General features: G+C 45.6%; 18 protein-coding genes and 1 other RNA gene. 5 read left to right on the top strand and 14 right to left on the bottom strand.

From position 1 onward, the window contains the following. Positions 1 to 213 precede the first annotated feature (213 nt). Together FC47_RS00840 and FC47_RS00835 are read right to left on the bottom strand one after the other, a co-directional pair. The gene (locus FC47_RS00840; protein ID WP_056967543.1) at positions 214 to 1719 is read right to left on the bottom strand and encodes a sensor histidine kinase; all 1506 of its coding nucleotides are present in this window, start codon (positions 1717 to 1719) and stop codon (positions 214 to 216) included. Next, complete coding sequence (locus FC47_RS00835) at positions 1716 to 2438, bottom strand: response regulator transcription factor (protein ID WP_033934368.1); 723 nt, start codon at positions 2436 to 2438, stop codon at positions 1716 to 1718. Before FC47_RS00835 ends, FC47_RS00840 begins: the two co-directional genes overlap by 4 nt. A gap of 193 nt (positions 2439 to 2631) precedes the next feature. On the opposite strand from FC47_RS00835, the gene ssrA reads away from it, so the two are divergent. Beyond that, positions 2632 to 3007, top strand: a transfer-messenger RNA (tmRNA) gene (gene ssrA, locus FC47_RS10350). Positions 3008 to 3279: 272 nt separating this feature from the next. Here ssrA and FC47_RS00830 read toward each other — a convergent pair. From FC47_RS00830 to FC47_RS00820, 3 genes are all read right to left on the bottom strand, one after another. Then, positions 3280 to 3726, bottom strand: a complete 447-nt coding sequence (locus tag FC47_RS00830; RefSeq protein WP_056967542.1) for an Rrf2 family transcriptional regulator — start codon at positions 3724 to 3726, stop codon at positions 3280 to 3282. 70 nt (positions 3727 to 3796) lie between these two features. After that, positions 3797 to 4432 carry an NAD(P)-dependent oxidoreductase gene (locus FC47_RS00825; protein ID WP_056967541.1) on the bottom strand — a complete coding sequence of 212 codons (636 nt, stop codon included), beginning with the start codon at positions 4430 to 4432 and terminating at the stop codon, positions 3797 to 3799. A gap of 166 nt (positions 4433 to 4598) precedes the next feature. After that, a complete protein-coding gene (locus FC47_RS00820; protein ID WP_006500353.1) occupies positions 4599 to 5183 on the bottom strand; it encodes a L,D-transpeptidase in 585 nt (194 codons plus the stop codon). A gap of 239 nt (positions 5184 to 5422) precedes the next feature. Here FC47_RS00820 and FC47_RS10535 point away from each other — a divergent pair, with 239 nt between their 5' ends. From FC47_RS10535 to yjeM, 3 genes are all read left to right on the top strand, one after another. After that, positions 5423 to 5662, top strand: a complete 240-nt coding sequence (locus FC47_RS10535) for a hypothetical protein (protein WP_048345448.1) — start codon at positions 5423 to 5425, stop codon at positions 5660 to 5662. A 180-nt stretch (positions 5663 to 5842) separates the two neighbouring features. Then, entirely contained in the window at positions 5843 to 7057 is a 1215-nt protein-coding gene (locus tag FC47_RS00815) for a D-alanyl-D-alanine carboxypeptidase family protein (RefSeq protein WP_048345447.1), read from the top strand. Positions 7058 to 7228: 171 nt separating this feature from the next. Next, complete coding sequence (gene yjeM, locus FC47_RS00810; RefSeq protein WP_056967540.1) at positions 7229 to 8755, top strand: glutamate/gamma-aminobutyrate family transporter YjeM; 1527 nt, start codon at positions 7229 to 7231, stop codon at positions 8753 to 8755. Between the two features lie 64 nt (positions 8756 to 8819). Here the strand turns inward: yjeM and FC47_RS00805 are convergent, their stop codons facing one another. From FC47_RS00805 to FC47_RS00785, 5 genes are all read right to left on the bottom strand, one after another. Next, a complete protein-coding gene (locus FC47_RS00805; RefSeq protein WP_056967539.1) occupies positions 8820 to 9785 on the bottom strand; it encodes a hypothetical protein in 966 nt (321 codons plus the stop codon). A gap of 181 nt (positions 9786 to 9966) precedes the next feature. Beyond that, positions 9967 to 10200: a hypothetical protein gene (locus tag FC47_RS00800; protein WP_006500359.1), complete on the bottom strand. Its 234-nt coding sequence runs from the start codon at positions 10198 to 10200 to the stop codon at positions 9967 to 9969. A gap of 388 nt (positions 10201 to 10588) precedes the next feature. Next, positions 10589 to 11719 carry a PTS sugar transporter subunit IIC gene (locus FC47_RS00795; protein ID WP_393959793.1) on the bottom strand — a complete coding sequence of 377 codons (1131 nt, stop codon included), beginning with the start codon at positions 11717 to 11719 and terminating at the stop codon, positions 10589 to 10591. 458 nt (positions 11720 to 12177) lie between these two features. Continuing rightward, positions 12178 to 13365: a cysteine desulfurase family protein gene (locus FC47_RS00790; protein ID WP_006500361.1), complete on the bottom strand. Its 1188-nt coding sequence runs from the start codon at positions 13363 to 13365 to the stop codon at positions 12178 to 12180. A 321-nt stretch (positions 13366 to 13686) separates the two neighbouring features. Next, positions 13687 to 14583 (bottom strand): LysR family transcriptional regulator, encoded by an 897-nt coding sequence (locus tag FC47_RS00785; RefSeq protein WP_006500362.1) that lies wholly within the window; start codon positions 14581 to 14583, stop codon positions 13687 to 13689. Positions 14584 to 14708: 125 nt separating this feature from the next. On the opposite strand from FC47_RS00785, the gene FC47_RS00780 reads away from it, so the two are divergent. After that, positions 14709 to 15749 (top strand): YeiH family protein, encoded by a 1041-nt coding sequence (locus tag FC47_RS00780; RefSeq protein WP_056967538.1) that lies wholly within the window; start codon positions 14709 to 14711, stop codon positions 15747 to 15749. Positions 15750 to 15786: 37 nt separating this feature from the next. On the opposite strand, the gene FC47_RS00775 is transcribed toward FC47_RS00780, so the two are convergent. From FC47_RS00775 to FC47_RS00760, 4 genes are all read right to left on the bottom strand, one after another. Further along, the gene (locus FC47_RS00775; protein WP_056967537.1) at positions 15787 to 16851 is read right to left on the bottom strand and encodes an LCP family glycopolymer transferase; all 1065 of its coding nucleotides are present in this window, start codon (positions 16849 to 16851) and stop codon (positions 15787 to 15789) included. A gap of 278 nt (positions 16852 to 17129) precedes the next feature. Then, a complete protein-coding gene (gene apf, locus FC47_RS00770) occupies positions 17130 to 17711 on the bottom strand; it encodes an aggregation-promoting factor (protein ID WP_155519122.1) in 582 nt (193 codons plus the stop codon). Positions 17712 to 18044: 333 nt separating this feature from the next. Then, a complete protein-coding gene (locus FC47_RS00765; RefSeq protein ID WP_056967535.1) occupies positions 18045 to 18860 on the bottom strand; it encodes a Cof-type HAD-IIB family hydrolase in 816 nt (271 codons plus the stop codon). Between the two features lie 15 nt (positions 18861 to 18875). Then, on the bottom strand, positions 18876 to 20708 hold the full coding sequence (locus FC47_RS00760; RefSeq protein WP_056967534.1) for an acyltransferase family protein: 1833 nt from the start codon (positions 20706 to 20708) through the stop codon (positions 18876 to 18878). Positions 20709 to 20717: the final 9 nt, after the last annotated feature.

The following is a 20717-nucleotide window of genomic DNA, read 5'->3' as shown; positions in this document are numbered from 1 at the left end:
TCTTAAAAATTTCGATAAAAGTAGTTAAAAACTTTACGAAAAATAACTATACCTTAATGCAATCGTTTTCACAAGTATTTACATTCAAAAAGTTAGTAAAACTATTGGTGGTATCGATATCCTAAAATCGTTTACCATCGGCCTTGCAAGCGATTACTCAAAAAGTTGGTCTAAAATTGAAAAGGTTTGCAATTATATTTTCCAAAACGCAATTTAATCATCTTCACTGTGCGGTGTAATGGCATGCGGGGCGTATTCTCGATCAGGGAAAAAGAGCGTAAAAGTCGTTCCCTTGCCTAATTCGCTGGCAACCTTGATTGTTCCTCCATGCAGCTCAACTAAATGATGGACGATCGCCAAACCAAGTCCTGATTCACCATACTGCGTGTTCATTCGCGAGCGGTCGGCTTTATAGAAGCGTTCCCAGATCTGTTCCGTCTGCTCTTTAGTCATCCCAATCCCGTTGTCCTTAATCGCAAATTCAGCTCCTTTTGGCAGTCGCCGACCGGAAATCTCAATTTTGCCATTTTTCGTAAACTGAATGGCATTTTGGATGATGTTAAACATAATCTGGACAAACCGGTCATAATCGGCATAGACACGCAGAACCTTGGGCAGATCCACAGCCAGCTCATCATTTTGCACCTTGGCCTTTTTTCGCAGCTGAGCCTGGAGATTGTTGATCACTGCTGTTGCATCAAAGACTTTGCGGTCCATTGAGATCTGATTGGTCCGTATCTTTTCATAGTCCAGCGTGTCGTTGACCAGACGAATCAGGCGCCGCGTGTCATTTTGCATCAATTGAATACTATGCTTTTTATCCTCTTCTGGAATCGCATCGTAGGCCAGGCCTTCCAGTAAGCCATTGATCGTGGTCAAAGGCGTCCGCATTTCATGAGCTGCATCAGCCATAAAGCGCCGCCGCCGTTCTTCTTGTTGACGAATCTCTTCTTGTGATGCCTGCAGTGCATCTGCCATCTGATTGAAGTCGCGGCCCAGGTCATCAAGTTCATCATTAGATTGAGTATCAATATGCACTTTATAGTTGCCGCGTGCGATCTGGTGCGTTGCTCGGCGCATTTTACTGATCCGCTGCGTGGTTGAGCGAGCCAAGAGATAACTGACCACCAGTGCCACCAGCATTGCGATTACAAACGTTGCCAGCAGATTGTTAAGGATCTGGTGCCGGCTTTGCTCAACCGTTGATACAAAAGTCCCAATTGATACTACCGCGACCAGCTTTCCCTGATAAAAATACGGTCTTAAAATATCGGTCATGCTTGGATGCGGACCCGGCTTTGACTTTTCTTTTGTTCTGTTTTTATCGGAAACGTCCAAACGGGGATGGTCGATTTTCTTTTGAATCGTCTTCCCCTGCTTTAGGGCCTGCCATTCCTTTTTGGTCAGTGTCGCCGTATAGCCGTTGCTGGCAAAAATTTTCTGCTGGTCGGCATCATAAATCGCAAAGTGCACGTTTTGCCGCGCTAAAAGATTCGCATTGCTTTTCAGCGATGACGTCTTTAATCCCTTAAACTGGCGCGTTGTCTGATCATATTTAATGGAGTCTTGAATCAGACTATCGGCGTCCTGCTGCAATTCTCGCCAGGTATTGGTATACAAGGTTCGATTAGTAACGTTGATAAATGAGATGGTTACAATGATCAGCAGTGTGCAGATGACGGCAAAAAAGCTCAGCATCTGCCGGTAGATCAGCTTCATTGATCTTCAACCTCGCTGTCATCAAATTTATAGCCAACGCCCCATACCGTTTGAATAACTTGGGGACCAGCCTTTTCAATCTTTTGACGCAGCTTTTTGATGTGTGCGTCAACCGTTCGTTCATCACCATAGTATTCATAGTTCCAGACCAGCTGCAGCAGCTGTTCTCTGGTAAATACCTGTTTCGGTTTGGAAGCCAGCGTCTTTAACAGGTCAAATTCTTTGGGCGTCAGGTTTTCGATCTGCTGGTCATCCAAAAATGCCTCACGCGTCTTGGAATTCAGCTTGAAATGCGGCGTCTGCACGTCAAAGTCACTGGCAATCTGCTGTGTGCTGCTGCTGAGCTGATTAAGCTGGGTGCGGCGATACAGAGCTTTAATCCGGGCAATCAGCGCGATCGTACTAAATGGCTTGGTAACGTATTCGTCAGCACCCATTTCAAGCCCCAGCACCTGATCACTTTCCGAGTCACGTGCCGTCAGCATGATGATCGGTACGGTTGGCGAAATTTTACGCATTTCAGCTGCCACCTGCATCCCATCCATCTTGGGCAGATTGAGGTCCAGCAAGACAATATCCCAGCCCGTTGGATCCTTTTTAAACATTTCCACGGCTTTAACGCCATCTTGCGCGTAGCCAGCCTCCCATTTTTCTTTTTTGAAGAACATTGCCATCATTTCGCATAAGGTTTGATTGTCCTCCACCATTAAGATTTTCATTTTCTTCACCCCGTCAGTAATTCTTGATTGATTCTAAAAGTCATTATACGGCATTGATCTACTACAATAGGAATATTTTGTGACCAAAGTGCGAAACTTTAATAAATTCAGCACCGTTGTCAAATTAATCAGGACCCTGAAATTCTTGTCGCGTGCATTCAGAAATCAAATATGTTAAGATTTATTCAGTAACGGGGATGTTTATGGATTCGACGGGTATAGTTCGAATTCCGGCTGCGTTTCGAAGGTTGCGGCTTCGTAAAAACGCTCAGTTTCAAATTATAACTGCAAACAATAATTCAAACTCTTACGCATACGCTGCCTAACAAGTAAGCATGCGTAAATCCGGCTGGGCTCGTCCATGGTGCAGTACCGGGTTTTATCTAACAGTGGACTTACGCTTGCTGCTCCGGCTTGAAGCAACAAGAAGAGACCAATCAAGCTAGTTGTGTGGGTGAGCCCTGATCAGCGGCGTTCCAGACAATGAACCTTAAATAGCTGAGATATGAACGTAGACGCCGAAATGGCGATATATTCGGACGCGGGTTCAAATCCCGCCATCTCCATTTATAACTTGTTCAAGAGTGTTGATAGGTATTTAAAGTACCAATATATCAACACTTTTTTATTTCCATCAGCCGATGTCAGACGGTATTAAAAAAAAAAACTGCGGACAATCTATCCAACAAGCATTCTCAATCGGGGATGCTTGTTTTATTTATATCAAAAACCTCTAAGCAGCTGGCTGTTTTCCAACTGCTTAGAGGTATTGCTAAGCTTGCGATAACGCTATTCAATTCGCATAATCAGTTGATCTCAATCAACGTTTTTAATCAACTTTTTATTGACCGACAGATTCGCCGGCAATGGCTTTGATGACATCAGCCTCAACGTCACCGACATTTTGCCGCTTTAGATCATCCTCAAAATCCCGTTGAATCTTAAACAGTTTATCGCTTAAAGCGTGATGAATGTTGCGGCCAACCGGACAATCCAGATTGACGTGTTCGTGGAAGTTAAACAGCTCATCTTTGTTTTTCTCCACTGCTACATAGACGTCATAAAACGTAATCTGATCCAGCGGCTTTAAGAGCTTGATGCTGCCAGGTCCTCGTTTGGTATCAATTAGTCCCGCCCGTTTGAGATCTGACATTAAAGTCCGGATGATTACCGGATTACTGCCAATACTGTCGGCCAACATGCTGCTGTTGACCGTTTCTTTATCGCTAAAGTAGTCAATTGCCACCAACATGTGAATTGCAATCGTAAATTTAGTTGAAATCTGCATTTAAACACTTCTTTATTATAAATCTGCTTAAAAGTATTTTATTACAGAGATTCAAGAATTGCTAATCAGCTTAAGCCTCAACGACTGAGATCCGCTGTTGAACGTGGTTGCCCTTTTCAATCTCGTCAATCATGGCAACAGCATAATCAGCATATGAGATCACGCTTTGCTGGCGATCGTTAAGCATGAATTCTTCGCCGCCCAGCAGATACTTGCCCGTCTTTTGACCATCAGCCTGAAAATCAGCTGCTGGTGAAACATAGGTCCATTTAACGTCTTTAGCAGCGCGCAGAATTGCCAAAGCCGATCCATGCGTTGCACTGACTGGTTTGTATGCGTCTGGAAAATCAGGCTGCAGTTCCAAAGTTGAGGTATGTTCAGGATTTACGTACAGTGAGCCCGCACCGCCAACCACCAGCAGCCGCGTATCGGTTCCCTTCAGCAGATCAGCCAGGTAGGCAGCTGCCTTGGGAATTACGTAAAGATTCGTCAATTCCCAGGCCCCGACTGCATCTACGACCGCGTCAAAGCCCTGCAGATCAGTCTTCGTCAGGTCAAAAACGTCTTTTTGAACATAGCTGGCAGCCTGCGTATTGTTTTCATGACGACCAAATGCAGTCACGTCTAAGCCACGTTCAACGGCTTCACTGATAATTTTTTGCGCAGCCCGACCATTAGCAGCAACAACGGCAATCTTCTTACTCATTTTAAATCACTCCATTTTGTAATATAATAAGTTACAATTAATTGTTGTTTATAATATATTATGTTACAAATTATTTGTCAAGGATTTAATTACAAAAAATCAGTCTCCACTCCGGGAAACTGATTTTAATTTCTTATTCTTATAATTCTATGGCATCCGCTGAAAGCTAGTTATCGGCAATTACGACTTTGGTACCCTCAGGCAGGTTTTGCTCCATCCACTTAGCATCTGGAACCGACAGCCGAATACAGCCATGTGAACCTGTTGACTTGCCTAGCTTGGCAGCTTCCTTTAGATTATATGAGCCGTCTGCTTTGGTAGGAACCGAGTGGAAAAGATATTCGCCATGATTGAGCCAGGAAACATAGTAATTGGCGCCTTCGCCCAGCTCTTGATTATAAAAGCTGTCGCCGCGCTCAGCTTGAACGTAAAAAGTACCAGTTGGCGTAGTGCTCTTCATCTTGCCGGTCTTGGCATCTTTTTGATAGACTCCGCCTGAACTGTACATGGTGTAGATCAGCTTAGAGCCATCATAAAGATAGGTCCGGTTGCCTTTTAAGCTGACCTTGACCCAAAGATTTTTAACCTTGCTCAAGTCTGGGTACGGAACGGTTTCAGATGATTTCTGCCAGTCAATCGGTGTCCGCATATTGCTTTGAGACTTGGAACTAGAACTGGTTGCCTTGGATTTGGCAGTCGTAGCGACCGTCTTGTTGGTGGCAGCCGGCTGCTTAAGATGATTATTATACATATAGAAGCCGCCTAAAATAATTACAACCAAACAAAGCAGCCAGTAAATCGTATGTCTTGATTTCAATTTTCTTTCTTCCTATTTCCTATTTCTGTAGTAAAATTGTAGCAAATTCGAGCGATGGGAGAGTCTGAATTGCGCACCAATTTAAAAATTGCCTATCTTTCGGCAATCGGATTTGCTACTGCAGCTATTATTTTATCAAATTGGCACTAATAATGCTCGCGGGGGAAGTAATATTGACCGATTTTTTAAAGAAATTATGGCGATTGATCAACACCCACAAATGGCTCAAAGATCTGCTGCGGGCCGATTGTCTGTACTGTTTGATAGTCGGCAGCTATAATCTTTTTTGCCTGGTTGTTCCGCAATTGCTGCATTCAGTTTCGCTTTACGTTTTCGGGGGATATTTTCTGCTGCTTAATCTTTGCCTGTTGGGGCGGACCATCTTTTTGAAGACCGTAGCTCATCAATACTAATTCATAGCTTTCTAAACCGCATCGTCTTGCTTATCAGCAGGCGATTTTTTTATTACTGTCAATGCTAAACCAAACGCTAAATTTTAGTTTTGATCAACGAATCTTCAATCTTGTTGCTTAATGTTATGATAAAATGACGCTGATGTAATTGTTTATTATCTATTAGGAGCTTTTCGTTCAATGAAAAAATTTATCGCTATTTTTCTAACCTGCTGGCTGGCTTTACTGAGCTGGCTGCCAAGCGTTCATGCCGAGACGTTTATAAACGCCAATCAGCTGGACGCAGCAGCAGCTTTGGCAATCGATGCCAAGACTGGTCAGATTCTGTATTCGCAAAACATCAATCAAAAGCTGCCAATTGCTTCAATCAGCAAGCTGTTAACGGTAATGGTCATTGAAGATGAGATCAGCCAGCATCAATTAAGCTGGAACACTAAAGTCAAGATCAACCAAAAAGTGGCTGCCATTGCTGATGACCCTGAATACTCAAATGTCAGTCTGACGCAAGGCCAGTCTTACACCGTCTCCGATCTGGTCAAAGCCGCACTGATCAAGTCAGCTGACGGTGCAACGGTTGCTCTAGCCGGCGCTTTAGGCGACAGTACCGCGCAGTTTAACCAAAAGCTGCAGAAAAAAGCGCGGCAGATCGGGATTAAAGATGCTACCATCGTTAACAGCGTCGGTTTGACCAACAGCCAGCTAAAGGATCTGGCCGTTAAAAACATTGATGACAACGCCGAAAACAAGATGTCAGCCAAAGACGTCGGTAAAATGGCCGCCTATCTGGTCAATCATTATCCCGATCTATTAAAAATTGCCGGTCAGACCTCATTTCAACTGGATGGATCGACCGTCAACAATATCAACAAAATGCTGACGGATTCCCAGTATCAGACCAGCGGCGTAACGATTGACGGCTTAAAGACCGGGACTTCAGATGCTGCCGGTGCCTGTCTGGTCAGCACGGCAACTTTCCAAAATCGGCGCATTGTAACGGTGGTGCTGCATGCCAATGGCGATAGCACTGATGCCCGTTTTACGGCAACGCAAAAGCTGTATCAGCTGATTGCCAATAGCAGTCTGACTCCGCAAAAAACAGCTCTGCCCAAATCGTTTTATCAAAGAAGCGTTGTCAAGTTTCTGTTTTTCAAGCATCAGATCAAGCTGCGCCCCCGTTCAATCACGATCTGGGAAAACGCCAGTGATGCCAACCAGTCATCCCGCTTGACCATCTATGACCATTTAACGGCTAAAACCAACCGAAGCGGACAGTTAAAAGCACCGATCAAAAAGGGCCAGTCGCTAGGATATTCCTACGTAAAGGTAAAAGGCGTTCAATTTATCAATAATCACGGCTTAAGGCTGCCATTGATCAGTCAGACGACCGTGCAATAGATTATAAGTCAGTGACTGCCACTGGCTTTTTTATTTTCTGCCATTCAGATTCGATTAAAATCAGCTTTGATAAATTAAGTTTTTAATGAACTTTTTTATCCTTCATCAACAAAAAACAGGCGTATAATTTATCCCAATGTATAAATATTTATTGAGAGAAGGAATTCAGCTATGGATTCACAGTCATCCAACACCAAGATTAAGCTTGGTGCATTGGTCTTGATGATTTTTTCATCAATTTTTGGCTTTAGCAACTCTTTGACTGCCTTTTATCAAATGGGCTATGCCAGCATCATCTGGTATATCGTGACCGCAGTGCTGTTCTTTTTACCTTCCGCATTGATGTTTGCCGAATATGGCGCTTCATTTAAGGCAGCTCGCGGCGGCATCTTCTCATGGCTGCGCGGCTCGATCGGTGAAAAGCCAGCCTTTATCGGAACTTTTATCTGGCTGGCAGCTTGGGTCATCTGGCTGGTATCGTCAACCCAGTTTTTCTTGGTTTCGGTATCAACCATGATCTCGGGGCATGATCAAACGCAGACTTGGCATTTGTTCGACCTCAGCGCCAATCAGACATTAGGTATTTTGGAAATCGTCTTTTTATGCATCGTTACTTTAATTGCCTCTCAAGGGATCGACAAAATTGCCAAGATTTCCTCGTTTTGCGGCATTTTTACGCTGGGCATCTCAATCATCTTTATCCTGGCCAGTCTGCTGGTATGGATATTGGGACATGGTCAGCTGGCTGAGCCAATGACGGCCGCCAGTCTGATTCACTCGCCAAATACCGCGTTCGTCTCACCAATTGCCGTCATCTCATTTATCGTCTACGCGTTGTTTGCCTATGGCGGTCTGGAGACGATGGCCGGCGTGATTGACTCGGTTGATCAGCCAGAGCGGACTTTCCCCCGCGCCATGATCATTGCCATGTTTTTGATGACTTTCATCTACATTGCCGTAATTTTTCTTTGCGGAGTCTGCACCAACTGGCAGGCCGTTTTAAGCGGCAAAAAAGTCGATCTGGCCAACGTTGAATACGTTTTGATTAACAATATGGGACTGGTAACGGCACAAAAGCTGGGGCTCTCTCATGCAGTCGGCGTCATGCTGGGCAAGGCCTTTGCTCGCTTTACGGCACTGACTGACGTCTTGGGCGGATTGGGAGCAGCTTTTGTCATGACCTATTCGCCAATCAAGTCGTTTATTGAAGGATGCGATCCGCGCCTTTTGCCAAAAAAACTGACCGCTATGAATAAGTACCAGATGCCTTCATTTGCCATGTGGATTCAAGTCATCATCGTTTCGGTCATTATTTTGTTTGTTTCGTTTGGCGGCAATGCTGCGGGACGCTTCTATACCATTCTCACCGATATGATGAACGTTTCATCATCGACGCCATATCTGTTTTTGGTAGGGGCCTTTCCATTCTTTAAGATGAAAAAGAATCTGGAGCGTCCATTCGTGTTCTACAAGAATATGACGGTTGCCTGGATCGTCTCGATGATCGTCTGGCTGGTACTGGCCGTGGGAATCATCTTCACCTGCATTGAACCGATTCTTGAACACGACTACGCCACTGCTTTTTGGACGGCAATCGGACCATTGGCATTCGGCGTTGTAGCCTGGATCTATTATTCATGGGCTGAGCATAAGCATGTTTTAGATGATAAGCCAGCTGCAGAATCAAATGATGATTAGCCAAAACCGATCAAATAAAAATCGCACTGCCACTGGACAGTGCGATTTTTATTATCTAGAGACACTACTTAAGACTGGCCGCCATTTGAACCAAGGTATCGATACTGTGGGCTTCCATTGTATAAACCACGTTGCCGCGCATCCAGGTCAAAACCTGAGGCCGCTGACCATCGCCTACGCTGACCTCAAAAGTCCCCGTCCCACGATCGTCTGGTGCTGGCAGATAAAATTGTTCCAATAATTCAACAATATGGCGTGCAGTCGGCACTGGATCTTCACCATTCACTGCTGCGGCATGAACCGTCAGCTGCCAATGTCCTTCTTTCCACGTCAGATAGCGCTGACCAGCCCCCGCGTCAATCGTCCCCGTTAAGCCATGACCAAGATCAACGGTTGGCAGGCCAGCAGTGCTGCTGTCATCATAGTGTCTGATTGCCTGGGCAGCCGCAGCCTTGCTGGCATAGGTCTTTTTACTTAAGATCAGGTAAGGCGTCTGTGAGCTTAAAGTTGGATCATTCAAGCGCTTGGCCGTGTAGCCGACACTGTAATAGATCGTGTAGCTATTGGCATTTCCAGAATAGCGAACGTTTAGATGACCATTAGTCGTAGCAAGTCCTGGCGTGGTAGGCAAAAGAACGTTCCCCAGCTGCGCGCGGATCGATTGATTAAAGGCTGCCAGACGCTGTGCATCGCTGCCGGCTGGATTGACTGCACTGGTCTTGATTTGACCGGCAGCTGAATTATCTGTCGTTGATTTTGCCGCAGCTGATGAAGAGCTGGCAACTGACGATGTTGAGCCATTACTGGTACTTGATTGACTGGCTGATGATTGCGCGGCTTGTGATGATTGGCCAGCTGCTGTCGACTGGGCTTTTTTGCTTGTCTTTTTGGCCGACGAATGCTGCTTGGCCGTCTTAGTACTGCTGGAACTGGATGAAGTCTTTTGACTCGATGTCGTTGCCGAACCGCATCCAGTCAGCAGCATGGCTAAAACCACTGCACTGGCCATTAGATTGAATTTCCGTTTCATGTTATTTCCTCCCATCAACAGATTTGAGAAAGCGTTTTCGTTTAACTATATTATCCATCAAGTCCGCATCAAAAACAAATTCAATTCGGCAAGCACAATGAGTGGCCGTTTTAGGAACCTTCACAGGCAATAAAAAAAGCCGCTGGGATTTTTCATCCTAGCGGCGATTAATCAGGTTTGGCTAAAATACCAAGCGAGCACCCAGTACCAAAACGGAAATGGCAATTACGATGCCCACGCATTCAACGAAAAGGCAGCTGATGTTGATTGTCGTTGCTACCCAGGGGGCCGTTTGCGGCAGGTTATCCTGCACATCCTTTAATACGACAAACAAACTGCCTAGACCCATGACGGCAAAAACAATTAATGCGCCGAAAAGAGCGGCCTGGTTGAGAGCAGCAACAGCAACAAACATAGTAAAACTTCCCTTCTTCAACTTATTTGCAAGGCTTATTCTAACACAAGCAACTATTAAATCCACCCCACCACCCTTGACAACTGATGGCATCTATGTTTAAAAATGTTTGAAAAATGAATAAATTCGTTTTTAACCCATAAATGTCGTTTAAACCTTGATTAAATCGGAATTTATGCATATTTAATTTTTAAAATATTTTTTTAAAAAGTTTTTTGCATTTCTCGAAGATACCGCTTTCACAATTGATTTAGTTAATTCTAAGCGTTTTATCATTGATTTTTTCAATATTTGTTCACAATCTCAGATGTTGTTTTTTTCATATTTAAATAAAAAATAACTCCTCGTCCTGCTTTCCAGACGAGGAGTTATTACAATCAATTAAAGCTTAAAGCACCGTCAAATGCATCTCGCCATCTCGTACCAGCTTCATCTTTTTCATGATCTGGAAGCCAACGACTGAGATCAATGCTGGCAGTGCCATCCCGCAGACAACATAGGTTGCAAATGAGCCAGTACCTTGCCCCCAGAAGTAGATTGGCGCGATAAACGAGTTAAGACCCAGGCCGCCAACCGTGTAAGTAGCGCGGAAATTAAACAGAACCGTTGCCAATGGCGCACAGACCGCGGCAGCAACAACCGGTGGAATCAGTTGCAGTGGATTAACGATCAAATTAGGGAACTGCAGCTTAGGCGTAACTACAAATTGAGCAATATTGGCACCAACCGTGTTCTGCTTCCAAGACATTGCCGTAAAGCCAACGAATTGAGCTGTCGTACCAATGGCAGCCGCTGCAGCAGAAACTGGATCCAGCGTCAGTGCTACCGCCAATGCCGCTGAAGAAGCCGGCGTCATTAAGAACAAGGCCCAGACTACCGAGATGCAGACCGAACCAAGCACTGGGTTGACTGCCATCGACTTGGCAATAAATCCACTGACGGCAATCAAAGCTGGCGTTACAACCGCAGCCAGGCCCAGACCAGCCAGCGTCCCGACCATGGTTGCCGCAAATGGAACCAATACCATATCCAAAGGCGTCTTACCAGAAAGGTACTTGCCCAGCAGTGCCGCAATCAATGCTGCACAGACGGCCGAAACCGGCTGTCCCGTGCTAAAAACACCAGTCCCCGCAGCTTGAACGGCGGTCTGACCCGTTGCCGTTACAGCTGCAACCCCTTTGGTCGCCGTAACAAAGTGCACCGCGTTGGAACCAACCGTCGCTGCAATCATTGAGCTGAACATTACCAGCGTCGTCGTTCTTAATTCGACGGCCACGGCAATTCCCAGGGCTGGGGCTAAAAGATCCTGTGCCAGCGTTCCGGCCATATACAGCGGCTGGAAGTGAACAAAACCGGCAATCGTCTGCATCAACAGTCCCATCCCCAGTGTGACCAGAATGGCGTTGGCAACCGCGGCAGAAATATTGTAGGCATATTCCTTAACGGTTGTTTTGTGTACGGCCCTTTCACGAGCACTCATGCTAAAGTTCGCTTGTTTGGTATTGGCTGCTTGCTCCATATGCATTACCTCTTTCTTCTCATCTATTTTTAATAAAAACATCCACTGCCGATTCAACAAGCAGTGGATGTCAAGCGAGGATCCAAATTCATGCTTGTCCACTACCGCGTTTTCGGTTTTAGGCGCGCGTCGTGGACAGAAATCTCAATGCTAAAAAGCTGGGATTCTTGATCGCACGGCCCGCACGATAATAATGACCAGGACTAGGATAATAATGGTTAGGACAATTGCTGATGGTGCCATTGCGATCAAGCTCCTTTCTTAAAATAAAATGAGATTTCTTAATGCATTTATAATATCAAATCAAAGCGATTATGCAAGACGTTTTTTATAGTTTGTCTATTATTAAGTTGGTTTATGTTAAAGCTACAAAAAAGAGCCGTTGCAAGCGACTCCATTCACAACTCATATTATTTTCTTAATGAACATAACGTTAATTATCTTAACATAGTGTCATCTTAACGCTGTCCCCGATCGCCATTGTCTTTAAGCCGTGGCACGTATTTAATCAACGCAGCCAGCAGGCAATCAACATCTTCAATCGTATTGTAGATACCAAAACTAAATCTTAACGTCTCCCAGACACGAGGACTGTCTTGACCATACATGGCTACCAAGACATGCGAAGGGTCCAACGAGCCAGACGTGCAGGCCGATCCCGCCGCGCCGACAATGCCATCCAGATCCAGATTCGTCAAAAGAGCATCGTTGGGGACACCTTTAAACCAGATACTGATGACTTGTGGCGCCATTCCCTCGTTTAAGCGACCATTGACCGCAAAGTCGATTCCATTGGCTTCTAGTCCATCAACCAGATGCTTTTTCAAATCCAGATAGCGCGCGGCCTGCTTTTCTAAATCAGCCAGGTGCAGATCAATTGCTTTGGCAAAACCAGCCGCTGCCGGTACGTTTTCAGTCCCTGCCCGCCGTTTAAGCTCTTGGTCGCCACCACGGACGAACGATGGAAAATTAATGCCCCGCCGTCGATATAAAAAGCCAATCATCTTAGGACCGTTCAGCTTATGACCAGAAACCGAGAGCAGATCAATCTTGTCTTTTTGGACGTCGATTGGCACGGTTCCATAAGCCTGAACCGCATCTGTGTGGAACCAGGCATTGGTTGGTGCCACGATCTCACCGATTTCATGAATTGGCAGATGACTGCCGACTTCATTATTGACCGTCATGATCGAGACCAGAATCGTATCAGGACGAAGCGCCCGTTTCAGCTCTGCCAGATCAATCTGACCGTTCTCATCAACATCAAGGTAGGTAACCTCATACCCTTGCCGTTCCAGATCTTCTAAAGGCCGTAGAATCGCCTCGTGCTCAAACCGCGTCGTAATGATATGGCGTCCTTCACTGGCGCGGGCCAATGCCGTCTGCTTGATGGCGGTATTGTCACTTTCCGTTCCACCACTGGTAATCACGATCTCATCATCATAAGCAGCGTTGATTGACTTGGCCATCACATGACGGCTGTCTTCCAATACCTGTTTGGCAATCCGGCCATAATAGTTGGTCGTTGAGGCATTGCCAAAGACATTGCTCATCTTATCGGTCATTTCAGCAACGACCTCTGGAGCCATTGGCGTGGTGCCGGCATTATCAATATATACTCGCTTGTCCAAAATATTCGCTCCCATTTTTTGATTTGGTCAAGGTTCTTGTTCTAGCGCATTTCCTAGTATAAACCTTTGCCGTCCAGACGCAAAATAAAGCCGCTCAGCTTGGGGGAACTGAGCGGCTTTGTTAGTGCTTTATTCAATAATTGGGAGTATTTTTGAGAAAAAGTAGGGGATCATCAAATCAATCACCGTTGCTTGATTAATTTGATTGTCATTATCTTACCGATTAAATGCAATTAAGCTGTGGCAGATTTGTGAAGTAATTGCGAATATTGCTTAAGAAAGCTTAATCATAACAGCATCTCAGTCAAAATCTCAGTCAAAATCACCTGCTGATTTTCACCTGTCAGCCAGATTCGATTCGTTCAGCTGCCGGCAGATCCGTGCCAGCTGGTGGCGCTGGTTTTTAAAGAAGCTGTTTTGAGCCGTTACCAGATAAAGCGCGTGCTCAATTGCCAGTCCGTTCAACTTCCATTCAAAAAGCTGTCCGGCTGCCAGTTCGTCTTCAACCAGCGCTTGGTACATAAAGCTGATGCCCACGCCGTCTTTAAGCAGCTCAATAATGGCATTGGGACTGCCAATCTCAATTATCTGTTTAAAATCTGTCAAGGAACTGCCATGCCCCTGCAGCCATTTTTCCAGAATCTGTCGTGTCCCGGATCCCGGTTCACGAACTAAAAGCGGATAGTCAAACAAATTTTCTAGATTGACCGCTGCTTTAAGCTGGTGGCTGCCAAACAGGGCAAATTTTTCTTGGCCAATGGTTTCCCAGACAAAATGCCGATGATCAAAATCTCCCTCAACTAGTGCCGCATCCAGTTCCCCTCTTTGAATTTGGCTGAGCAGTGTCTGCGTATTGCCGATCTGTGTCGTAACTGGCCAGTCCTGCTCGATCATTTTAGCCAGCACCTGGGGCAGTAGAAAACTGCCAATTGAAAGCGTCGACCCCAATCTTAATGGCGCAGTCTGTATTTTCAGCTCTGCCAGCATTTTTTGGTTCTCATTCCTTAGAAACGTCAAATAATCAACCAAGCGCTTGGCACCAGGAGTCAAGGCTACTTTCTTTCCCTGATGATCAAGCAGCTTGAATCCCAGCTCCTTTTCCCAAGCGTTCAGCTGCTGTGAAACGGCCGGCTGCGTAACAAACAGCAATTTGGCGGCTGCCGTCAGCGATCCCGTTTTTGAAACGGCCAGCAACGTTTCGCTGCGATGATCGAGCAGCGGATCTGGTTGCATAAGCGTCACCTCAATTTTTAATAAGTAAAACTTTGAATATCTAAAAAATACTAATTTTTATTTATTAATATAACATGATAGGCTTAAATCATCATCAATCCGAGTTAAGAGAAAGGGTTTTGGATATGATTAATACATTATTCTCACGGCAGTTTATCGTAGCATTTTTGCTTACGCTGCTCTGCTCTCTGGCAGGCTCTTTTTTAGGCGGTCTGCCCTACCTGTCCGTAATTGGTGCTTTGGTAATTGCCTTGATTCTAGGAATGCTGATGCAGTTAGCTCAGCCTGCCGTTGCTTACAGTCAGCCTGGAATCGGCCTGATCTCCAATAAATTTTTGCGTCTGGGCATTATTCTTTTAGGATTTAAGTTGAATCTGATTGCCCTGGCACAAGCCGGCATCAAGACCATCCTGCTGGCAGTCGTAATCGTTTCGGGGACGATTCTGCTGGTTTATTCCTTGGCGCGGCGCTTTGGCGTTGATCGTCATCTGGCCATTCTGGTCGCCAGCGGAACCGGAATCTGCGGTGCGGCAGCCGTAATGGGAATCTCATCACAGTTTGACAATGCCGCCAACGAAACCGAAGCTGAGCGTCAGCGTGAAAACAAGGTCGTTGCCGTTGCTATCGTTGCGATTCTGGGAACTTTATTCACGCTTTTGGAAATTGGCATCAAGCCGCTTTTACACATGTCTGCCGTTCAGTTTGGCGTTATGACGGGCGGCTCGCTGCACGAGATCGCCCATGCCGTAGCTGCCAGCAGCGCTGGTGGTCCGGTCAGTCTGGACACTGCAATCATTACCAAGCTTTCACGAGTCCTGATGCTGGCACCGGCCGCGATGATCATTGGCTGGTGGTACCAAAAACAAGGGATTAAGGATGGCTCAATCGTTTTAACGAATGACCAAAAACGCGTCCCGATTCCTTGGTTTATGGTCGGCTTTATTCTGGCCAGCGTGATTGGCACCTTTATGCCATTAGGCGCCGCTGTTATTGCTGGTCTGGTTAAGCTGGCCTACCTGGTCTTAGGAATGGCAATGGCTGCCCTTGGTATGAGCGTTAACTTTAAGGTCTTGCTGACACGCGGCCGCAACGCGCTGCTGGCTGCCATTTTAGGCTCGGTGGTATTATTAACCTTCGTGGCTGCCATGAGCAAATTATTCTTCTAAATGTCAAAAAAAAGCTGAGGAATTCCTCAGCTCTTTTTTAATTGCTTACAACCGTACTATATTCGGCACCGTTTGGCAGCGTGAACTCAAGATTGTTGATTCCATCATAGCCATTTTGAACGGCATAGTTGTAAAGTCTGGTTTCCGTGTTGGTAACATGTTTTGGCTTTTCACCAATTGATTTGCGAATTGCCTTGGAGACCCGGTTGATCTCAGTTGGCGTGACTGCCTGGAAGGATACGCCATCAATCGTGGCACTGATTCCCTGCAGATGATCGATCTTAACGTTGCTCAGTGCTGGACTGTATTTGGTATAAAGCGTCGTAACGGCTTTAACCGGCAGATCGGTCCGGACGCCATCGCCAGCCGCCTGCAAAAGCTTATTGGCAACCGTGATCGAGCCATTTTTCTTAAACTTATTGATAACGGCCTCTAAGATCTGCTGTTGACGGTATTGACGGCCATAGTCGCCTCTTGGATCATCATAGCGCATCCGGGAATATTTAAGTGCTTGACTGCCGTTCAAATGCTGCTTGCCCTTTTTAAAGTGATGTCCTTCATAGGTAAAGGCAAATGAATTGTTGACCGTTACCCCGCCAACCGCATCAACGACTTTTTCCAAGACTCCCATGTCAACAGAGGCGTAGTAGTCGATCTTAATGCCAAGCAGGTCCTCTACCTGCTTCTTCGTTTCCTTGACGCCGCCCAGCGCATAGGCCGCGTTCAGCTTAACGTAGGTGTATCCTTTACTTGTTTTTACCTTTACTGGAATATCACGAGAAATTGCTGTTAACCGAACAGTTTTCTTCTTTGGGTTAACGGTAATGACTTCAATCGAGTCGGTATTGCCAACTCCCCAATTTTTACGCCCTAAAGCCCCTGAATCAAGTCCCAGCGTTAAAATCGTGATTGGCTTACCTTGACGCAGCTTTTTATCAACCTTGGCATTATCACTAAATACTTTTGAAGCAGCTTGATGAACCTGATAGTATTCATAGCCGCCACCAATTGCAAGCCCTGCAACGATTAAAGCCAACAGCCATTTAAGCCAGCGCCATTTTTTATTTTTAGGCGCTTTAGCTGGTTGTGTTTTTTCTTCCATATTTTATCCGCATCTAAAATCAGGAATCTGTTTAAACTATTATTTTAACTGATCCTTGATCAATAATGCGATCCCTCCCGTCATTGATTTGGCAGTCACATAAATAACTGCCACGTTTAGCCTGACTAATTCAATTTAGCAGAAAAAAACAGTGATAATCTGGTTTCACCGAAAAATTTAACAATCAATAACTTTCTTTAAAAAAATTTAGAAACTATTTGAAAATAAAAAAAGCATCGTTTTCATAAAACGATGCCTCAAATTATTAAAGTCTGATTTTAGTACCAGCCATTGCTCAGCCAGTGTTGCTTAGCATTCGTCCAAGAACCATAACGACCAGCAACATACTGATCAGCTACGCGTTCTTGGTTGGCAGGTGAGTAGTCGCCATTCAGGTAGGCCGCGCTCAATTGGTACTTACCGATGTATTGACCATTGCGGGCGCCATAGTTGTTGCCAGATTCATGAGCGGCGATCCAAGCCTTGGCATCTGCTTCAGAGCCGTAAGCCGTGGAAGTGTAGTTGGAAGTGGTTTGTGAAGTTTGAGCAGCAGCTGATTGCGTAGTTGCTTGAGCGACTGGCTGAGCAGTCGTTTGAGCATCAGTTGCCTGGCCATCAGTCTTAACAACCAATTGTTGACCAACGTAGATCTTGTTGATGTCTTGAATGTTGTTTTGCTGAGCCAGCGTTTGAACCAAGCTGTTGTCATTAGCGAACTTTTGAGAAATGCTGGACAGCGTGTCGCCGGATTGAACCGTGTACAGCGTGTCAGCGTTGGCAACCGTAGCCGTAGCAGCAACGCCAAAGGCAACGGCACCCAAAGCAGCGGTAATCTTCTTAAAGTTCTTCTTCATAAAAATCAAAACCATCCTTTATCAATTATCAATTCGTTTTTATCATTTCCTTATCAACGTCCCTTATCATACACGCTCAATATTACTAATTGATAACAAGGCAATTGCGTTTTAAGAGTTTTTTACGGCTATTTTGTAACATTCTGTAATAAAGTCATAACCATTCAAACAACCTTTTGATTATAAATGTTGTTAGATCAATATTTTTCGGTTTGACTAACTTTTTTATATTGACGTTTAAAATGTTGCAAAAAAAATCGTAAAAAGTCACACAAAAACCATTTTTATGATTTCAGCGGCTTTTTACGACCAGATTTTAAGACTGAATTACGCCTTATATTACATTAATGTTGCAAAAAAATTCTCCAAGTAAACGGCAACGCCATCCTCATTATTAGATTTGGTCAGATGATCGGCAGCTTTTTTGACGCTATCCAAACCATTTGCCATTACTACGCCATCGCCAGCATCGCGAATCATCTCATAATCATTATCGGCATCGCCAAACGTCATCAGATTGGCAAAATCCCAGCTATAATGCTCCAGCAGTGCCCGCAGACCCACGCTCTTGTTGACCCCGTTTGGTAAAAATTCCAATACCATTGGCTGCGACTGAACAACATTGACCTGCTGCCGTAATTCATCAGGAACGGCTGGCAGAACCTCTTGACTCATCTTAACAGCTGGAATCGCCATAATCGCTTTGGCATAGACATGATCGCCACCTGGCAGATCATTGAAGTGTGCGTCTTTAAATTCAATGTTTTTTAAAATCGTTTTATAGATGGAACGCGGCATGTCCATGATTTCATAGACGCGATCAAAGTCTAAGACATCTAGCGAAAAATCGTGCTGCTTGGCAAAATCAAAGACTGCCTGCAGCTTGTCTTTTGAGATCCCATGTTCTGACAAAGCAGCCCGCGTTTGATTATTGACAACCAGCCCGCCATTAAAAGTAATCGTGTAGTCGTCAGCCGTAGTCAGACCTAATTGTTCAATATAAGGCCAGATTGCGTTGATTGGGCGACCCGTACAGAGCACGATTTTGATGCCTTGTTCATGCAGCCGTTTCAAGACCGCCTCGTTTCGGGGACTGATCTCTTTTTGGCTGTTGAGCAGCGTGTTATCCATATCTAATGCAATCATTTTAATCATAAGCGTTTCTCTTTTCTATTTGTTTTTCAAGATCGTTTTAACAATCAGCCGCGTAAAGTACGCATTCCCCTGCTCATTCATATGAACCTTGTCCTGTGCAAACCACTCGGCATGACCATTGGCAGCCTGATTCCAGTCAATCACGTGTACATTGGCATTTTGCTTAGCGGCCTGCTTGATCTGATCGCAAACCGTCTGTTCCCAGTCACGCGTCGGCACGTGCGGCGTGATCCAATAAACCTGATGATCCTTGCCGATTGCCGTTAAGATATCATTAATCGTCTGCGAATCCATCGCGCCATTGGTTCCAAGATTTAGAATCACGTTTTTTTGCAGCTGCCCCTTGGCTTTAAGATCTTTAATAACGGCTGGCGTAGCGCTCCCCTGACGCCCGACTTCAGCATCAACATAAGCATGCGGCATGATTTCTTGAATATCCTGAGATGCATCGGCCATTACCGAATCACCGATTGCCGTGACTTTTAGCTCTGAGGCTGCCTTAAGCTGGTTCGAGGTCAGACCATATTTTTTCTGCAGCGACTTGCTGTTGACGTTAACTTTAGCCGTCTTTCCCTTTGCAATCTGCTTGTTTTTAGCAGCCGTGGCCTGGCGACTCTTTTCAATGCGGGTCTGAACCGCACTTTTTTTAGCCGGCTTGCTTGGCAGCATCAGACCGCACAGCGCGATAAAGCAGATGATGACGACTGGGCCAACTTTTAGCCATTGGTGCCAATCATGCATTTTAAAGTCGATCCAATGACGAATGCTGGCCGGCAGATACCGCCACTGATAATGAGCAAGCGGCTGTTCAACCAATCGATAGGAGAACTCGCTGATCGCTAAAATCAACAGACATTCAACCAAAGCATTGATTACTGGGTGCCGGCCAATCTCAACGACTCGTTCATAAAAGACCATAACCGGCAGCTGGTAGACGTAAATGCCGTATGAGCGCTGACCGATCCAGGTAAAGAAAGGGTTGGTCAGCCAGCGATTCATATGACTGCCTGGATGAACTACCGTCGCAATCAAAATCATTCCGATCAGGCTGTAAAAAAACATGCCGCCGCGATAGGTCCAGCTGCTTTGGCCTGGCAGCGTAAAAAAGCCCAGCAGCGTGATCAGCAGTGCCCCAATCCCGACTCCATCCAAGATTCTGGCAGCATGTGCCGTCAAGCTGGCGTTAAGGCGATCAATCGGCCAGCATAAGGCCAGCCAGGAACCCAAAAGCAGCGAAAAGGCTCGGGTATCGGTTCCATAGTAGACTCGGTTGATATTTTGCGGATCAAACAGCAGCGCCATTTCAACTGCTGAAGCAACCGCTAGGATAAAGACGGTCCACTTGATTTTGGAACGTTTGCGCAAAATCAAAAACAGCATGAATAAAATCAGCGGCCACAAGAAGTAAAACTGGGCTTCAACGCCTAACGTCCACAAATGCGTAAACGGCGACTCGCCATTGAAACGATCAAAATAAGACTGGCCATGGCCGATTTCCCACCAGTTGTAGACCCATAGCAGATTAGTAGCGATGGTACTTTTGATATTATGCAGCAGATCGCGAGCAAACAATGTAATATAGGCCGTCGTGACCGTCAGCATAACGATCAGCACCGGATACAGCCGCCGCAGACGCTTAAGGTAAAACTTCGTCAGCTGAATACCGCCCGTCTGATCCATTTGCCGCACCAGCTGTAAGGTAACGAAATACCCAGAGATCAATAAGAACAGCGGCACGCCCAAATAACCGCCTGGCAACGTTGTCGGCAACAGGTGATAGATGATCACGCCAAGCACGGCCAACGTTCGGACGCCATCAATTCCTGTCACGTATTGCTTGGACCGCATAGATTTCCC

The organism is Limosilactobacillus mucosae DSM 13345 (genome assembly GCF_001436025.1).
GTDB lineage: Bacteria > Bacillota > Bacilli > Lactobacillales > Lactobacillaceae > Limosilactobacillus > Limosilactobacillus mucosae.
The sequence above is the reverse complement of the archived record's forward strand: the minus strand, read 5'-3'. Positions and strand labels throughout refer to the sequence as shown.